Source organism: Streptosporangium sp. 'caverna', assembly GCF_003203775.1.
Lineage (GTDB): Bacteria > Actinomycetota > Actinomycetes > Streptosporangiales > Streptosporangiaceae > Streptosporangium > Streptosporangium subroseum.
The window spans coordinates 6,365,657-6,382,016 of the sequence record NZ_CP029711.1 but is presented as its reverse complement, the minus strand read 5'-3'; the positions used below and the strand labels follow the sequence as shown (position 1 = coordinate 6,382,016).

Genomic DNA, 16,360 nt, shown 5'->3' with positions numbered 1-16,360 from the left:
TAGACGTGGGCCGAGCTCTCCAACCCACGCAAGAGAGACCGTGGAGCGGTTCGAGCTTCCCGACGACATCACCACCCTGGATGAGGGCGCTGCCGCCGCGTTCGACTCGCTGTTCACCTCTGATCAGGTGTCTTCGGACGACCTGGCCGAGCTGCGCCGCTTGTCGGCGGATGTGAACGACATTCGACCGAGCAGCAGAATCGCCGCGATGCGGCCGAGGCCGCCGCTTCTTGCGCATGCCCGCCGAGGCCCGGCACCGGGTGTTCGCCACGGAGTCCTTCATCCGCCAGATCAATCACGTCCCCGCGGTCGCCGACCACGAGGACGATCTCTTCGACGGCCTCCGGTAGGAAGATCCTCTCGGGCGCCCGGGTCGGCGGCTGGACGCTATGAGACGGCGGCCAGGTTGAGCAGCGGCTTCTCCAGGGTTTCAGCGACCCCGGGGTCGTTTTCACGCAGCTCGCGCAGGAGGGCTCGAGTCGCCGCTCCCAGGGCGCGGGAGAGCTCGCCGGCATCGAGGCTGCGGACGAGTGCTTCTTGGACGGGCCCGGTGACATCAGGAGGCAGGCGGTCCGCGCCCTTGGCATAGGCCGAGGGGTGGCCCAGCCGAAGGCAGGCAAGGGTCAGGATGTGGTCGCGGATGCCGCTGATCCAGTGTTCGGCCTGCCACAGGGCTCCGCGCTCGATGGAGATCCGGGCGTGGAGAACGTGGTGCCAGGCAAGACCGATCAGATGTCCTGGATCGGCGGACCCGGACCCGGGCTGCCGATCCACCGCGTCACCGAAGACGACCCGGAAGCCTCCGGCGCCGATCGGACCGAACGCGCCTGCCGGGGTGAACCCCAGATCGACCTCGAGCAGCTCTTCGAGCAGGAAGGCGCGATAGATCGCAGAGCCCGCACGGAGGTCGAAGTGGTGTATCGCGCCGAGCTCGCGGTACACGAACGCGCTCCAGTCGCTCAGCGTCTCCTCCACCGCGATGTCGGCTGCCACCCCGAAGAAGAGATCGACATCGGACCAGCGGTCCTCGGCGTCGCGTGCGGCGGAGCCGGTGATCGCGGCGCCGACGATCCGCTCGTCCCCGCGAGCTCGCTCAAGCAGTTGCGTCCGCACATGCCGACGTCGATCCACCGTGAACATGACGGGATTTTATCCGTAGACGGAGCTCTGAGAGCTCGCCGGTGGCCGGTCGCCGTCCTCGTGCTTGCCGTCCGGCGGGTCGGACGCCAACGGGCCGACCGGGGCCGTGACAGATCAAGAAGTGATGGAGCCGGACCCCGTACTGCCTGAGATGTCAGTCTGTGACCGTGAAAGCGAATCGGTGGATCGGGTGATAAGAGGTGACCGCCATTCGCGCTTGAACCGTTGAACATGACAGGGGGGCCATCGTGACGACGATGTCCTGGGCCGCTCATCCGGTGGGGGACGCCGAGGTCATCCAGCTCTCCCTCGATGAGTCCGAGCGGTTCAGCGCGATCTTCGACCTCTACTTCGGAGAGATCCATCGTTACGTCGCCCAGCGACTCGGGGCCGACCACGCGGAGGACGTCGTCGCCGAGACGTTTCTCACCGCGTTCCGCAAGCGGGCGCGCTACGACCCGTCTCTGGCCAGTGTGCGGGCGTGGCTGTACGGCATCGCCACCAACCTCATCGGCAAGCACCGCCGCTTCGAGGTGCGCACCCTGCGTGCGCTCGGGCGCTACGGCGTGGACACCGACGTCCCCGGGCACGAGGAACAGGTCGCCACCCAGGTCAGCGCGGAGAGCCTGCGGCCGAGCCTCGCGGCGGCCATGGCCGGGCTCAACCAGCGGGACCGCGACGTCCTGCTCCTCGTCGCCCTGGCCGGGCTGAGCCACGAGGAGATCGCCACGGCCCTGGACATCCCGTACGGGACCGTCGGGTCACGGCTGAACCGGGCCAGGAAAAAACTGCGCGCCACGCTGGGCGGCACCAACCCGATACTCGAGTCCGAGGAGGCCGGCCGTGGATGAGCTGAAGACGGTCCGCGAGCTGTACGGCGAGCCGCAGGCCGACCCGCTCCTCAAGGCCAGGGTGCGGAAGCGGCTGGAGGCCGAGCTGCGTCGGCGGCGCCGGCGGTTGTCGTGGACGGTGGCCGTGGCCGGTCTCGCCGTCGCCGCGGCGACGGCGATCGCGGTTCCCGCGGTGATCGGGCAGGCGGGACCGCCGAACCGGGGCACGGAGATCGCCGGGTCGCCGTACCAGACCACGGCGATCTCCGGGCGGTCGGTCCTGCTCGCGGCGGCGACCACGGCCGAATCCGGATCCGCGGCGACCGGCGCCTACTGGCGCGTCAGGAAGCTGTACCGGCAGACGTACCCGGAGCGGCTGGGGCGGGGGGAGAACCGTTACCGGGTGGTGGAGTCACGGCTCACCGAGCAGTGGGTCGCCAGGGACGGCCGGGTCTGGTCCGGTTCTCGGGCGCTGGGGGCGCGTCCGATGAGCGGAGCCGACGAGGAGGCCTGGCGTCGCGACGGCTCTCCCACCGAATGGTCGAGCGAGGGAGACGTGCTGTCCACGTCGCCGGACAAGGGCGTGCTCAGGGCGGTCACCGGCAAGGTCCCCTTCAGCATGGCCGGCGACCGGATGACCTTCGAGCAGCTTCGGGCACTCCCGGCCGACACCGCGGCTCTGAAGGACTGGGTGACCGAGGCCGTGCGGGACGTGCCGGGCGGCTCGACCGACGGTGTCGTCGCGGACGCGCTCAGCGGTTTGCTGTGGAGCAAGCCGTCGCCGCCGGACGTGCGCGCGGCCGCCTACCGGGCTCTCGCCGAGCTGCCGAACGTCCGGTATCTGGGTGAGGCGACCGACGAGCAGGGCAGGGCGGGGGCGGCGTTCTCCTTCACCCTGCAGGCCGCTCCGCCTGTCCGGCGGACGCTGATCATCGACCCCGGCAGCTCCCAGGTGCTGTCCTCCACCGTCACGGGGCGGCCGGGCGTCAGCGGTGATCAGGTCGAGGTGGTCCTCGACGCGGGCTGGACGGACGACAAGCCGGCCGTTCCCGACCTTCCCTAGACCCCTTCCCGAGCGCGCCCGCTTTTCCCGGGGCCGTTCCCCCTGTCCCCACTCACCCCCCTTCCCTGGCTCGGTCCCTCCATCCCCGCTCACCCGCCTTTCCCGGGCCGTCCCTGTTTCTCCCGCTCGGCACCATTCCCTGAGTCCGTTCCTCCTTCTCCTGCTCGTCCGCCTTTCCGGGGCCCGTCCATCCTTCTTCCGTTCGTCCGCCCTGCCGGGCCTGGCCGTCCGGTTCGCGAGGGCGTACGCGGGCCGCCCGCACCGTTCTTTGGAGCAATCGCTTGTTTTGGCATGCCCGCAAGGCACTCGGCCTGACCACGAGCCGTTCCGTCGCGCCCTCCCTCGCGACGAGCGACGGCCCGGTCATCCGCGTGGCCGGCCAGTTCCCTGAGATCAAGGTGTCCGAGGTCATGGAGGGCAGGGTCACGTTCGTCGGCTTACCGGCCGTCGACGTGGGCACGGACGTCGACTGGCATCTCAACCCGTACCGGAACCGTTCGTGGGCGCTGAACCTTCACGCGCTGAGGTGGATGGGACGGCTGGTCGTGCAGTACGAGCGGTCGGGGAAGCGGGAGTATCTCGACCGCGCCGCCGGGATCGCCGAGGACTGGGTGCGGAAGAACCCCCGTGGCGGGGCCGGCCTCAGCCCCTGGGCCTGGGCCGAGCACCCGGTCGCCCTGCGCGCGCCGGCGCTGGTCTGCCTCAGCGCGTACGTGCGGTCCGGCTGGCTCTCGGACAGCCTGATCGAGCACGCCCGGATCCTGTCCGATGCCGCGCTCTACAAGGAGGGCCACAACCACGGTCTCGACCAGGACATCGCGCTGCTGGCAATCGGCTGCCGCCTCGGCCACGAGCGGTGGAAGGACCTGGCCATCCGGCGGATGACCAGGTCGGCGAGGCTCGCCATCGACGCGCAGGGCGTGCTGCACGAGCAGGCTCCGAGATACGGCGTCTACGTCCACCGGCGGCTCGGCGTGGCGATGGAGGCGATCAGGATCTGCGGGGCCGAGATCCCCGCGGACCTCGCCGCGCGACGCAGGTCGCTGGAGACGTACGTCAGCCATGCCACCCAGCCCGACGGCCGCCTGGTGCCGATCGGAGACAGTCCGGCCGACGTGCGCCCGGAGGGTTTCCCGCAGGAGGAGGACACCGTGAAGGTGTTCGACGGCGGTTACGTCTTCGGCAGGACGGCGTGGAACGACGCGAGCTCGGCCTATTACTCGATCAGGTTCGGACCCGGGCGCCGGCTCCACGGCCACGAGGATCATCTGGGCGTCACCTACCACGCCCGGGGACGCGACATCCTCGTGGAGGCGGGCTTCCACTCCTACGAGAAGACGCCCTATCAGAGGTGGACGACCTCGCCCGAGGCGCACAACGTCCCCATCGTGGTGGGCGCCGAGTTCCGAGAGGGTACGGCGACGCACCTCGTGGGCTCGTCGGTCGAACGCACGCGGCAGTCCTACCTGCTCACCGACAACGCGTACGGCGTCAGCCGTACCCGCTCGGTCCTGGTCAGCCACGGGGCCGATCTGATGGCCGTGCTGGACTCGGTGCCGGCCTCATCGAGGCTGCGCAACCTGTGGCACTTCGGCCCGTCGCTCCGGTTGACCTCCAACCACGACGGCAGGGTGGTGCTGGCCGACGGGGACTGGCGGGCGACCCTGCTCCAGTTCGCGATGCCCTCGTGCCGGCCGATCAGCGGCCAGACGGTGCGGTCCGGAGCGATCTCACCCCGCTATCTCGAAAAGGCCGAGGTGGCGACGGTGCTCTCCCCGCCGGTGAGTTCCGTGCTGACCCTGATCGTGCCCGGCACCGATGATCCGAAGGTCTCGTGGTCCGGTGCGACGGTGACCGTCGGCACTCCCGGTGGCCCCGTCTCCTTCGCCTCCTCGCCTGACCGGCTGTGCCCGGCACGGGCGACCGGCTGAGAGGGCCGGTGCGGCCGGCGGCTGTCGCGGAGACCGGCGGGTGTCGTGGAGATCGGCGTCCTCGGTCAGGGCATGCCGGGGAGACGTCGACCGGCGACCCGGCCCGTCAAAATCTGATCCGTTGGAGCCCGGCCCGTTGGAGCCCGGCCCGTTGGAGCCCGGCCCGTTGGAGCCCGGCCCGTCAGAAACCGGCCTGTCAGAAACCGACCTGTCAGAAACCGAGATCGCTCAGCCCCGGATGGTCGTCCGGCCGGCGCCCCAGCGGCCAGTGGTATTTGCGCTCCGACTCCTTGATGGGAAGGTCGTTGATACAGGCGTATCTCACGACCATCACCCCTTCTTCGTTGAACTCCCAGTTCTCGTTGCCGTAGGAGCGAAACCAGTTTCCGGAGTCGTCGTGGGATTCGTAGGCGAAGCGCACGGCAATCCTGTCGCCGTCGAAGCACCAGAGTTCCTTGATGAGCCGGTAGTCCAGCTCTCTCGCCCATTTTCGCGTGAGAAAAGCGATGATCTCGTCGCGCCCGTTCACGAATTCCGCGCGGTTCCTCCAGTAACAGTCCAGCGTGTAGCCCTGAGCCACCTGCTCCGGATTGCGGGTGTTCCAGGCGTCTTCCGCCAGCCGGACTTTCTCAATGGCGGTATCGCGAGTGAACGGAGGGAGCGGGGAACGCGCCGCCATATTCTCTCCTTGCGGTCCATGTGACAGTTCTTGGAAAAGCGTCGGAGTGGTTCTGTGAGCTTCGCCATCTCCCTGGTCCTCAGGGTACGGTTTTATCCGGCGTTCGTCATCGACGGTGACGGCGCGTCGGAGTCGAGATGGATGCCGGGTGGCGCGGGCAATGCATTGTCGTCGTGGCTCGACCGCATTTCTTTTCGAATTCCTAGCCGTAATATGGCGTATCGCGGGTTAGGAATGATGTGCCGGACCGAACGCAGGAGCCAGATCAACGAAACAGGGGGATCGGAGATGATTCCTGTCCGCCATCTGACCGTGAGCATCGACGGCCTGAACGTCTTCTATCGGGAGGCGGGCCCGCGCGAGGCACCGGCCATCGTGCTTCTGCACGGTTTCCCGAGCAGTTCGCACATGTTCCGCAACCTCATCCCGGCGCTGGCCGACCGGTATCACGTCATCGCCCCCGACCACATCGGCTTCGGCTACTCCTCGGCGCCCTCGCTCCAGGAGTTTCCCTACACCTTCGCGGCCCTCACCGACGTCACCATCGGCCTTCTCGGCCACCTCGGGCTCGACAGGTACGCGCTCTACGTTCAGAACTACGGCGCCCCCATCGGCTGGCACCTGGCGACCCGTTTCCCCGACAGGATCACCGCGATCGTCACGCAGAGCGGCAACGCCTACGTCGACGGGTTCGTCGACACGTTCTGGAGCGGGCTCTTCGCCTATGCCGCCGCGCCCGGCCCCGCCACCGAACCGGCCGTACGGGCTGCTCTGACCCCGGAGAGCGTCCGCTGGCAGTATCTGAACGGCGTGCCCGATCCCAGCCTGGTCAGCCCGGACACCTGGACGCTCGACCAGGTCCTGCTGGACCGGCCGGGCAATGCCGAGATCCAGTTGCGACTCTTTCACGACTATCCGGCCAACGTCGATCTCTATCCGAGCGTCCACGAGTACTTCCGCACCAGCCAGGTGCCCCTGCTGGCGGTCTGGGGCGCCAACGACGAGATCTTCGGCCCGGACGGTGCCCGGGCCTTCCGGCGCGACCTGCCCGATGCCGAGATCCATTTCCTCGACGCGGGGCACTTCGCGCTGGAGAGCCATCTTGACGCGATCACCGGCTACATCCGCGGTTTCCTCGGCAGGGTCCTGACCTGAGCGGTGTCCGTGATGCCTGCCTGGTCTCCGTGATCTCTGATCGGCGCCCGTGATCCCTGCCCGGTCTGTGGCAGGGGGAAATATCCGGCGTGGTCACGGCGTTGCCGGTCTCCCACAGGGATGACGACCGCGGGGAGGTGACACAGTGAAGATCGGACTCATCGGCGGGACTCCCGCCGGACTGCTGTCCCGCGCCGGCCCCGAGGCGGCCGTCTCCACCTCCCGAGGCCCCGGCGGCGCCGCCTCCCGCGGCACCCCGTGCGGTCTGATCATCTGTCGCGAAGCGTATTCCGGACCCTTATCGCATTGACGGTAACTGCCCGAAAGCGGATTTACTGTCCAAATTGGACAAAGCCGACTATTTTGGTAGGCTTAATCGGAAGATCGTCAATGGTGTGCACCGTGTCCGTCACCGGCGACGCGTCCACCCCAAGCACGATCGGCAGGCACCGCCTGCCCAGAACGAAGTGAGCTGTTCACAACCATGCCCGCACTGGCTTCCGCGCGCACCATCGACTCCGCGCGTACCGGCTGGGACGCCTGGCGGGCGTCCCGGCTGACCTCCCTCGTCGCACCGGCGGGCAACCTCGCGCTCGTCGAGACCCGCTGGCAGGCGAGCGACCAGGACGAATCCCTCGAGGACGCGCTCTCCGGCCGGCCGAGCAGCGTGACGGCGACCAGGCTGGAACGCCGGAACATCGACACCGGCGAATTGGAACGTGGCATTCGCCTCTGGGACGCGAACGCACCGTCGATCCAGCACTTCGACACCGTCGAGGCGTTCCCGTTCAACCCGGACTGGGTGATCGAGGCCACCTTCACGGAGGTGCCCGGGGCGCGTCGCATCCCGTTCGAGCACCTTCGCGACAACGGCGGCACTCGCGAGCTTGTCGTTCCCGGCGACATCACCTTCACCCTGGACGACGTCGCCTACTCGCTGAGCGCGTTCGACGACGACGGAACGCTGCTCCTGGTCTTCGGCGACAAGACCAACGGCGTGAGCACCTACGCCGCCGGCCGGTTCCTGATCGTGCCGCGCGTGCCCGGCAGCGACCAGGTCGTGCTCGACTTCAACCGGGCCTTCGTCCCGCCGTGCGGATTCTCCGCCCACTACAACTGCCCGTTGCCGCCGCCGCAGAACCGCTTCCACGTCGCCGTCGACGCGGGCGAGAGGCTTCCGGTGTTCCTCGACGGCTACGCGATCCACTGAGGCGGCGCTGAGCCGATGCGCGGGGACGACATCCCCGCGCCGGTGAGGCTCAGGTCGCCCGTCACATCCGGCCGTATGGCCACTGATCAGGAGAAACAGTGAAAAGCAAGATGACGTCGCTCGTCGGCGCCACCCTCATGGTCGCGCTGACCCTCACCGCCTGCGGCTCCGGCTCGGAGAACGCCCCGTCGGCCGGCTCGGGGAGCACGTCATCATCGACTGGCGCGGCCGACCCGAACGCGACGATCGAGGTCGGTTCGCTCTACGAGCCGCAGAACCTCGACAACACGGGCGGCGGCGGGCAGGGCGTGACCGAGGCGTTCAACGGCAACGTCTACGAGGGCCTGTTCAAGCTCGGCGACGACGGCAAGGTCGAGAATCTCCTCGCCAAGGACTACAAGGTCAGCCCCGACGGTCTCACCTACACGTTCACGCTGCGGAGCGGCGTCACGTTCCACTCGGGCGATCCGCTCACCTCCGCCGACGTGAAGTACAGCATCGAAAAGGTCATCGCCAAGGACTCGCAGTCCGCCCGTAAGAGCAGCTTCACCGGGATCAAGAGCATCACGACTCCCGACGACAGCACGGTGGCCGTGAAGCTGTCGACCAAGTCGATCTCGTTCGTCTACAACCTCAGCTACGTGTGGGTCATCAACGACCAGGCGAAGGACCTCACGACCTCCGAGGACGGCACCGGTCCCTACAAGCTCGGTACGTGGAAGCGGGGCTCCTCGCTGAGCCTGGACCCGTTCGCGGGTTACTGGGGCACGCCTCCGACGAACAAGGGGGTGGTGTTCCACTACTTCACGGCGGCGACCGCCCTCAACAACGCGCTGCTGACCAACGCCGTCGACATCGTGACCAGCGAGCAGAGCCCGGACGCCCTGGCCCAGTTCAAGGACAACAAGGACTACAAGGTCAACGACGGTCATTCGACGACCAAGCTCCTGCTGGCCTTCAACGACCGGGTGAAGCCGTTCGACAACGCCCTCGTCCGCAAGGCCGTCACCTCCGCCATCGACAACCGCAAGCTGCTCAACTCGATCTGGGGCGACTACGGAACCCTGATCGGTTCGATGGTCCCGCCGACCGACCCGTGGTACGAGGACCTCACCACGGTGAACCCCTACGACGTGGAACTGGCCAAGAAGCAGCTCTCCGAGGCTGGTTACGCCAATGGGTTCAGCTTCACGCTCGACACCCCGAACTACGACCCGCACCCCACTGCGGCCACGTTCATCAAGGGAGAGCTGGCCAAGGTCGGCATCACCGTCACGATCAACGTCATCACCGCCGACGAGTGGTACACCAAGGTGTTCAAGAACCACGACTTCGCCGCGACGCTGCAGGAGCACGTCAACGACCGCGACGTCGTCTGGTACGGCAATCCCGACTTCTACTGGGGATACGACAACCCCGAGGTCACCAAGCTGGTGAACCAGGCCGAGCAGTCGGACACGACCGACGATCAGGCGGCCCTGCTCAAGAAGGCCAACCAGCAGATCGCCGCGGACGCCGCCAGCGACTGGCTCTACCTCTATCCGCAGATCGTCGTGGCGTCGTCGTCGCTGTCGGGTTACCCGATCAACGGCCTGAACTCGCAGTTCTACGCCTACGCCATCAAGAAGAGCTGATGCCCGCCCCACACCCGCGAGGGCGGTCCGCTCCACACCCGCGACAGCGGTCCGCTTCGCGTACACGACAGCGGTCCGCTTCGCGTACGAGAGGGCGGTCCGCTCCGCGCCCGCGCCGTCACGAGGAGACGGCGTCCGCGTCGCAGGTCGCGCCCCGTCCCGCTCCGGTCCGCCGTTCCGTACGGACGGTCCGGGGCGGGGCGTCCCGCCCCTGGCGGGCGGCCTGATTCGCCGTGGCCACCTACCTGCTGCGGCGAGCGGCCTTCCTCGTCATCTCGCTGTTCCTGGCCAGCGTGCTGCTGTTCCTCCTCCTGCGCCTGCTGCCCGGTGACCCCGCCAACTCGCTGCTGTCGATCGGGGCCACCCCGGAGCAGATCGCGGCCGCTCGCCACCAGATCGGGTCGGATCTCCCGCTGCTGGAGCAGTTCGTCTCCTGGCTCGGCCGGCTGGTGACCTTCGACCTGGGCACGTCGTTCGTCAGCACCCTTCCGGTCGGCCCGGAGATCGCCTCGCGCCTGGCCGTCACCGTTCCCCTCACCCTGCTGTCCTTCGTCCTGGCGGTCGTCGTGGCCGTGCCGATCGGTTTCGTCGCGGCCTACCGCTCGAACAGCTGGTACGGCTCGCTGCTCAGCGGGCTGTCCCAGCTGGGTATCGCGGTGCCGGCCTTCTGGGTGGGAATGCTGCTGATCACCGTGTTCTCGCTCCGTCTCCGGGTGCTGCCGGCCGGAGGGTTCCCGCGCGATGACTGGGCCGATCCGGCCGACGCCCTCACCTCGCTGGTCCTGCCCGTCGTCACGATCGGCCTCGTCATGTCCGCGTCGCTCATCCGCTACGTCCGCTCCGCCACGCTGGACGTGCTCGGCAGCGACTACCTGCGGACGTTCAGGGCGCTCGGCTCCTCCTTCACCGGGGCGATGTGGCGTCACGGCCTGCGTAACGCGGCCGTTCCCGTCGTCTCGATCCTCGGGATCGAGCTCGCCACCACCTTTCTCGGCGCCGTCGTGGTCGAGAGCGTGTTCGCCCTCCCGGGACTCGGCAGCATGCTGATCAAGGGAATCGCCCAGCATGACTATCCGGTCATCCAGGGCATCCTCTTCGTCAGCACCTTCGCGGTCCTGGTGATCGGGTTCGTCGCCGACCTCGCCCAGCGGCTCATCGACCCGCGGCTGCGCGGCACCGTCTCGGGCAACGCGCGATGACCGACGTGATCGAGGTGGACGCCCTCAGCGCCCCGCGGCGCTCGCGCCGGTCCACGACCCTGGCGATCGGCTGCGTGCTCGTCGGAATGATCGTCGCCGTCGCGGTCGTCTCGTTCTTCTGGGTTCCGTACGACCCGGCCGACACCTCGGGCGATCGGCTCATGCCTCCCGGTCTGCCCCACCTGTTCGGCACGGACAAGCTCGGCCGGGACCTGCTCACCCAGCTGATGATCGGCGCGCGAATCGCCCTGACGGTCGGGGCCGGGTCGGTCGTGCTCGGCGGCCTCCTCGGAGTCGCGGGCGGCCTGGCGGCGGGTTTCGCCACCCGGTGGCTCGACGACACGATCTCGGCCCTGCTCGACATCCTCATCGCCTTCCCCACCCTGCTGCTGGCCATGCTCGTGGTCGCCGTACGGCAGGCGTCCCTCGGCTCGGCCATCCTGGCGATCGGGCTGGCGATGTCCGCGATCGTGGCGAGGCTGACCCGCGTGCTCGTCAAGCGCGTGCTGTCCCAGGACTTCATCACGGCGTCGCGCACCTCGGGAACCTCCTGGCCGCGCGTCGTGACCGAGCACGTCCTGCCGAACATCTGGCCGACGCTCCTGGTCAACCTCGCGCTGCAGCTCGGTCTCGCCGTACTGGCCGAGGCGTCCCTGTCCTACCTCGGGCTGGGCCCCCCACCGCCGAACGCGTCCTGGGGGAGCATGCTGCAGGAGGCCCAGGCGACCGTGCTCACGTCGCCGGTCGGCGCGATCGCCCCCGGCGTGCTCCTGGTCGTGTTCGTCATCGGCGTGAACCTGATCGCCGACGGCCTCAGGGACGTGGCCGACCCGACCCGGAGGAGAACGCGATGAGCCTGCTCGACGTCACGGGGCTCGGGGTGCGTTCCGGGCAGGGGCGCGAACTCGTCTCCGACGTGTCCTTCACGCTCGAAGCGGGCGCGAGACTCGGCCTGATCGGCGAGTCGGGCTCGGGCAAGTCGCTGACCGCACTTGCGATCATGGGCCTGCTGCCGACGGGGATGAGCGTATCCGGCAGCGTCGTGCTGGACGCCCCGGGACTGACCCGGACCCAGATCGCCGGCGCGACGGAGCGAGATCTGAACGGCCTGCGCGGCCGGGCCGTGACCGTCGTCTTCCAGGAACCCCTGACGGCGCTCGACCCGCTCATGAGGGTCGGCCGTCAGCTCGCCGAGCCCCTCGGGCGAAGGCACAGGCTGCGCGGCGCCGCCCTGCGCCGCGCCGTCGTCGCGGCGCTCGAGGAGGTCCGGCTCACGGAACCGGACCGCATCGCGAGGGCGTATCCGCACGAGATCTCCGGCGGTCAGCGCCAGCGGGTCGCCATCGCCATGGCCCTCGCCTGCGAACCCGCGCTGCTGATCGCCGACGAGCCCACCACGGCCCTCGACGTGACGGTGCAGGCGGAGGTGCTCGCCCTGCTGGACGGCCTGGTCTCCGCCCGGGGGATGGCCCTGCTGTTCATCAGTCACGATCTCGCGGTCATCTCCCGCATCACCGACCACGTCCTCGTCCTGCGGGACGGCAGGGCCGTGGAGGCGGGGGCCGTCCGGGACATCGTGAACGCGCCGCGCCACCCCTACACCCGCTCCCTGGTGGACAGTGCCCGGGAGCTCGACAGCGCACTGGATCGGATCACGCAGTGACCCCGGAGACCCCGTCCCCGTCGACCTCGTCGGCCTCGGAGATCCCACCGAGGAACCCGCCGACCCCGGAGATCCCGCCGACCTCTGAGGCCTCGGCGGCGCCGGCCATCCTTGAGGCGCGCCAGGTGGGTTTCGCCTACCGCGGTACGGCCCCCGTACTCACCGACGTCTCGATCGCCATAACCCCGGGACGCAGCGTGGCGCTGGTCGGCGAGTCCGGCGCGGGCAAGACCACCCTCCTGCGCCTGCTCCTCGGCCTGACCCGGCCCACCAGCGGCCAGGTCCTCTTCGACGGCGCCTCCCTCTCGTTGCGGGACCGCGTGCAGATGCGCGAGTTCCGGCGCAACGTCCAGACCGTGTTCCAGGATCCGTACTCCTCACTCGACCCGCGGCAGCGCGTGGGCAGGATCGTCGCCGAACCGCTCCGCTCGCTCGGCCTGACGGCGGCCCAGCCGGGCGGCTCGCCTGCGGACCGCGGCTCCGTCCGGCCGGACGGCTTGTCCGCCGACCGCCGTTCCGTCCAGAGGGATGGCTCGCCCGCCGACCATCCTTCCGTCCAGCCGGACGGAACGCCTGCCGATCACCGTCCGGCGGGACTCGGCGGGGCCCGGCGGTCCGGGCGCGGCGGTTCGCTCGTGGATCACCGTGTCGCCGCCGCGCTGGAGGTCGTCGGGCTGCCGGCGGACGCAGCACTCCGCTACCCGCACGAGTTCTCCGGGGGGCAGCGCCAGCGCATCGCCATCGCGCGCGCCATCGTGTGCGAGCCCCGGGTCCTGCTCGCGGACGAGCCCGTCAGCGCGCTGGACGTCTCCACCCGGGTGCGCGTCGTCGACCTGCTGGCCGAGCTGGGGGAGAGCTACGGGCTGACCGTCGTGATGGTCTCGCACGACCTCGCGGTGGTCGCGATGCTGTGCCGGTACACGGCGGTGCTCGAACGGGGCCGCATCGTGGAGCAGGGGGACACCGCCTCGGTGCTCGGCTCTCCCAGCCATCCCTACACGCGCAGACTGGTCGACAGCGTGCCGAGACTCCCCTCCGGCGCCTGAGAACCCGCGGCTTCCGCTGTCGAAGAGGCGGTCACCCATGGCGTGAGCGCCCTTGTCTTACCAAGCGCTCGATCGGGCCTTCGTCGATGGAACCCACCGCTCCCGCTGTCGAAGAGGCGGTCACCCATGGCGTGAGCGCCCTTGTCACACCAAGCGCCCGACGGGATCTTCGCTGATAGAACCCGCCGCTCCCGCTGTCGAAGACACGGTCATCTCGTCGCTTGGGCGCCGTTGCCGTACCAAGCGCCCGGCGGGGCCCCCGTCGATATCGGGTGCCATGATTCGGCTATGGATTATGGAAAAGTTCGCGAAGCGGTCATCAAGGACTGGAACGAAGACGTGCTGTCCAGTCTCTCCGGGCTGGTGGAGATACCCGCGCTGTCGGCCGCCTATGACGCCGCCTGGGAGCGGAACGGCCATCTGCGAGCCGCCGCCGACCACGTGCGGGACTGGATCGCGTCGCGTGGCCTGCCGGGCGCCCGGTGTGAGGTCGTCCAGCTCGACGGCCGGGCCCCGCTGCTTCTCGTGGACGTGCCCGCGACCGCCGGCGCCGCGGCACGCGGCACCGTGCTGCTCTACGGCCACCTCGACAAGCAGCCCCCGCTCGGCGACTGGTCGGACGGGCTGGGCCCGTGGCAGCCGGTGGTGCGTGACGGACGGCTCTACGGTCGCGGCGCGGTCGACGACGGCTACTCGGGCTACGCGGCGACGACCGCGTTGACCGCCGTGCAGGCGGCGGGTGGCGAACACGCCCGGGCGATCCTGCTGCTGGAGACCGGTGAGGAGTCCGGCAGCCCGGACCTGCCCGCGTACCTGGAGCACCTGTCCGACCGCCTCGGCGAGGTGTCCCTGGTGGTCTGCCTGGACGCCGGCGGTGGCGACTACGAGCGGATGTGGCTGACCGCGAGCCTGCGTGGCGTGGTGCAGGCGACCGTCACGGTGCGGGTCCTCGAGACCTCCGCACACTCCGGGCTCGCCAGCGGTATCGTGCCGAGCTCCTTCCGCGTCATGCGCCGCCTGCTCGACCGGCTGGAGGACTCCGTGACCGGCGAGGTCACCGTCCCCGAGATGAACGTGCCGATCCCCGAGGAGCGGCGGGCCGAGGCCGAGGCGCTCGCCGCTCTGGAGCCGGGAGCCGCCGCGCGCCGGTATCGGCTCGCCGACGGGATGCGGGCGGCCTCGGACGACGACGTCGAACTCATCCTCAACAACACCTGGCGGCCGACGCTGTCGGTGATCGGCGCGGCCGGGCTCCCCGACCCCGCGGTGGCGGGAGCCGTGCTGCGCGCCTCGACGTCCCTGCGGCTGAGCTTCCGGACTCCGCCGACGGTCGACGCCGAGACCGCGCGAGCCGCGCTGGTGAAGATCCTGACCACCGAGGTGCCGTACGGCGCGCAGGTCGAGGTGGGAGACTTCATGCTGCTGAACGGCTGGCAGGCCCCGGCGACCGCGCCCTGGCTGGCCGCGACGCTGGAGGAGATCGGCGATCGGGTGTTCGGCCGGCCGTGCCGCAGCCTCGGTATCGGCGGCGGGATCCCGTTCATGGAGATGCTCGGCCTGCGCTATCCGGACGCGCAGTTCGTCGTCACCGGCGCGCTGGGGGCGGACTCGAACATGCACGTTCCCGACGAGTGGCTGAACATCGCGTTCGCCGAGCGGGTGACCGAGGCCGTCGCGCACATCCTGGACGCGCACGCCCGCAACTGATCACCCGCCGCAGTACGATCCGGGCGCGGTGTCCGTCGGCTCCGTACGGCACAGCTCGCGCGGCCCGCGCCCGGCACCGGTCAGGACCAGCTCAGCGCGCCGCGCGTGGCCCAGTAGGTCTCGGGGTCCTCGGCCAGTCCGGCGAGCCGTTCGTCGAGCTCCGCGTCCCAGCCGGCCTCGGCGGCGCTCAGGTTGCTGCGCAGTTGTTCGACCGAGGCCGCGCCGCTCAGCACCACCCCGGCCCACGGCTGCGCGAGCACGGCCGCGAGGGCGAGCGCGTCCGGCGTCACACCGCGCTCGCGCGCGGCGGCCGCGAGCGCGGCCGGTGCCGCGCGGGCGGTCAGACGCCCGTTCGCCACCCCCTCCTTGATGATCACACCCATCCCCGCCTCGTGCGCCCGGGCGAGTGCCGCGCCGGCTGAGCGCTCCAGGAGGTTCCAGGTCGACTGCACGGTGTCGAACAGCCCGGTCTCGATCGCCCGCTCGATCGTGTCCGCCTGGCGCGGCCCGGTGGTCGAGACCCCGACCGCGACGCCTTCGGCCCGCAGCTCGCGCAGCAGGTCGAGCACGCCTTCGTCGTCGAGCACTCCGCTCTCCACCGTCGCCGAGTGGATCTGGTACAGCGACAGGTGCTCACCGAGCAGCGCACGGCTCTGGTCCAGCTGGCGGCGGAACTGGGTGGCGGACAGCTCCTTGATCTCGTGGCGCGCGGCGTCCAGCCGCCAGTCGCCGACGTATGCGTATCCCCATTTCGAGCCGATCGTCGCCGCTCCCGGGGTGATCCCGCGCTCGCGCAGCCAGCCGGCGAGAAACTCCTCCGCGCGCCCGTACGAGCGGGCCGTGTCGAGGTAACGCACGCCCGCCGCCCAGGCGGCGTCGAGCACGGCCCACGTCCGCGACCGCATCGTGGACACGCTGCGGTCGTCGCCGAAGTCCTCGTCGCGGCCGAGCGTGATGTAGGCGGGGCGGCCGAGCGCGGCCAGGCCGAGACCGAGCGGCGTCACCGCCAGGCGGGTGCGGCCCAGAAGGCACCGGCGCAACGGCGCCGTCGCGCCGGTGCCCGGAGACTCCATACCTGGCGGTTCCATGCTCACAAATATAGC

14 protein-coding genes are annotated in these 16,360 nt (G+C 69.6%); 11 read left to right on the top strand and 3 right to left on the bottom strand.

Annotation, left to right across the window (positions count from 1 at the left end):
• Positions 1–387: 387 nt before the first annotated feature.
• Positions 388–1,113, bottom strand: a complete 726-nt coding sequence (locus DKM19_RS27915; protein ID WP_162641824.1) for a hypothetical protein — start codon at positions 1,111–1,113, stop codon at positions 388–390.
• A 284-nt stretch (positions 1,114–1,397) separates the two neighbouring features.
• On the opposite strand from DKM19_RS27915, the gene DKM19_RS27910 reads away from it, so the two are divergent.
• From DKM19_RS27910 to DKM19_RS27900, 3 genes are all read left to right on the top strand, one after another.
• Positions 1,398–1,991 (top strand): RNA polymerase sigma factor, encoded by a 594-nt coding sequence (locus DKM19_RS27910; RefSeq protein WP_110699587.1) that lies wholly within the window; start codon positions 1,398–1,400, stop codon positions 1,989–1,991.
• Positions 1,984–3,033, top strand: coding sequence for a CU044_5270 family protein (locus DKM19_RS27905; protein WP_110699585.1), 1,050 nt, complete (start codon positions 1,984–1,986; stop codon positions 3,031–3,033). The genes DKM19_RS27910 and DKM19_RS27905 overlap by 8 nt, the downstream gene beginning before the upstream one ends.
• A 281-nt stretch (positions 3,034–3,314) precedes the next feature.
• On the top strand, positions 3,315–4,964 hold the full coding sequence (locus DKM19_RS27900; protein WP_239513625.1) for a heparinase II/III family protein: 1,650 nt from the start codon (positions 3,315–3,317) through the stop codon (positions 4,962–4,964).
• A gap of 211 nt (positions 4,965–5,175) precedes the next feature.
• Here DKM19_RS27900 and DKM19_RS27890 read toward each other — a convergent pair whose 3' ends face one another.
• On the bottom strand, positions 5,176–5,643 hold the full coding sequence (locus DKM19_RS27890; protein WP_110699583.1) for a nuclear transport factor 2 family protein: 468 nt from the start codon (positions 5,641–5,643) through the stop codon (positions 5,176–5,178).
• 288 nt (positions 5,644–5,931) lie between these two features.
• Here DKM19_RS27890 and DKM19_RS27885 point away from each other — a divergent pair, with 288 nt between their 5' ends.
• The 8 genes from DKM19_RS27885 to DKM19_RS27850 all read left to right on the top strand — a co-directional run bounded on the left by DKM19_RS27885 (position 5,932) and on the right by DKM19_RS27850 (position 15,257).
• The gene (locus tag DKM19_RS27885; protein WP_110706033.1) at positions 5,932–6,798 is read left to right on the top strand and encodes an alpha/beta fold hydrolase; all 867 of its coding nucleotides are present in this window, start codon (positions 5,932–5,934) and stop codon (positions 6,796–6,798) included.
• A gap of 484 nt (positions 6,799–7,282) precedes the next feature.
• Complete coding sequence (locus tag DKM19_RS27880; protein WP_110699581.1) at positions 7,283–8,008, top strand: DUF1684 domain-containing protein; 726 nt, start codon at positions 7,283–7,285, stop codon at positions 8,006–8,008.
• A 98-nt stretch (positions 8,009–8,106) separates the two neighbouring features.
• Positions 8,107–9,642 carry an ABC transporter substrate-binding protein gene (locus DKM19_RS27875; protein WP_204358271.1) on the top strand — a complete coding sequence of 512 codons (1,536 nt, stop codon included), beginning with the start codon at positions 8,107–8,109 and terminating at the stop codon, positions 9,640–9,642.
• 233 nt (positions 9,643–9,875) lie between these two features.
• Positions 9,876–10,841, top strand: a complete 966-nt coding sequence (locus tag DKM19_RS27870; protein WP_110699579.1) for an ABC transporter permease — start codon at positions 9,876–9,878, stop codon at positions 10,839–10,841.
• Positions 10,838–11,695, top strand: coding sequence for an ABC transporter permease (locus tag DKM19_RS27865; protein ID WP_110699577.1), 858 nt, complete (start codon positions 10,838–10,840; stop codon positions 11,693–11,695). Before DKM19_RS27870 ends, DKM19_RS27865 begins: the two co-directional genes overlap by 4 nt.
• Complete coding sequence (locus tag DKM19_RS27860) at positions 11,692–12,504, top strand: ABC transporter ATP-binding protein (RefSeq protein WP_110699575.1); 813 nt, start codon at positions 11,692–11,694, stop codon at positions 12,502–12,504. The genes DKM19_RS27865 and DKM19_RS27860 overlap by 4 nt, the downstream gene beginning before the upstream one ends.
• A complete protein-coding gene (locus tag DKM19_RS27855; RefSeq protein ID WP_239513624.1) occupies positions 12,501–13,550 on the top strand; it encodes an ABC transporter ATP-binding protein in 1,050 nt (349 codons plus the stop codon). Before DKM19_RS27860 ends, DKM19_RS27855 begins: the two co-directional genes overlap by 4 nt.
• Before the next feature lie 288 nt (positions 13,551–13,838).
• Positions 13,839–15,257 (top strand): M20/M25/M40 family metallo-hydrolase, encoded by a 1,419-nt coding sequence (locus DKM19_RS27850; RefSeq protein ID WP_110699573.1) that lies wholly within the window; start codon positions 13,839–13,841, stop codon positions 15,255–15,257.
• Between the two features lie 80 nt (positions 15,258–15,337).
• Here DKM19_RS27850 and DKM19_RS27845 read toward each other — a convergent pair whose 3' ends face one another.
• Positions 15,338–16,330, bottom strand: coding sequence for an aldo/keto reductase (locus DKM19_RS27845; RefSeq protein ID WP_110699571.1), 993 nt, complete (start codon positions 16,328–16,330; stop codon positions 15,338–15,340).
• Positions 16,331–16,360: the final 30 nt, after the last annotated feature.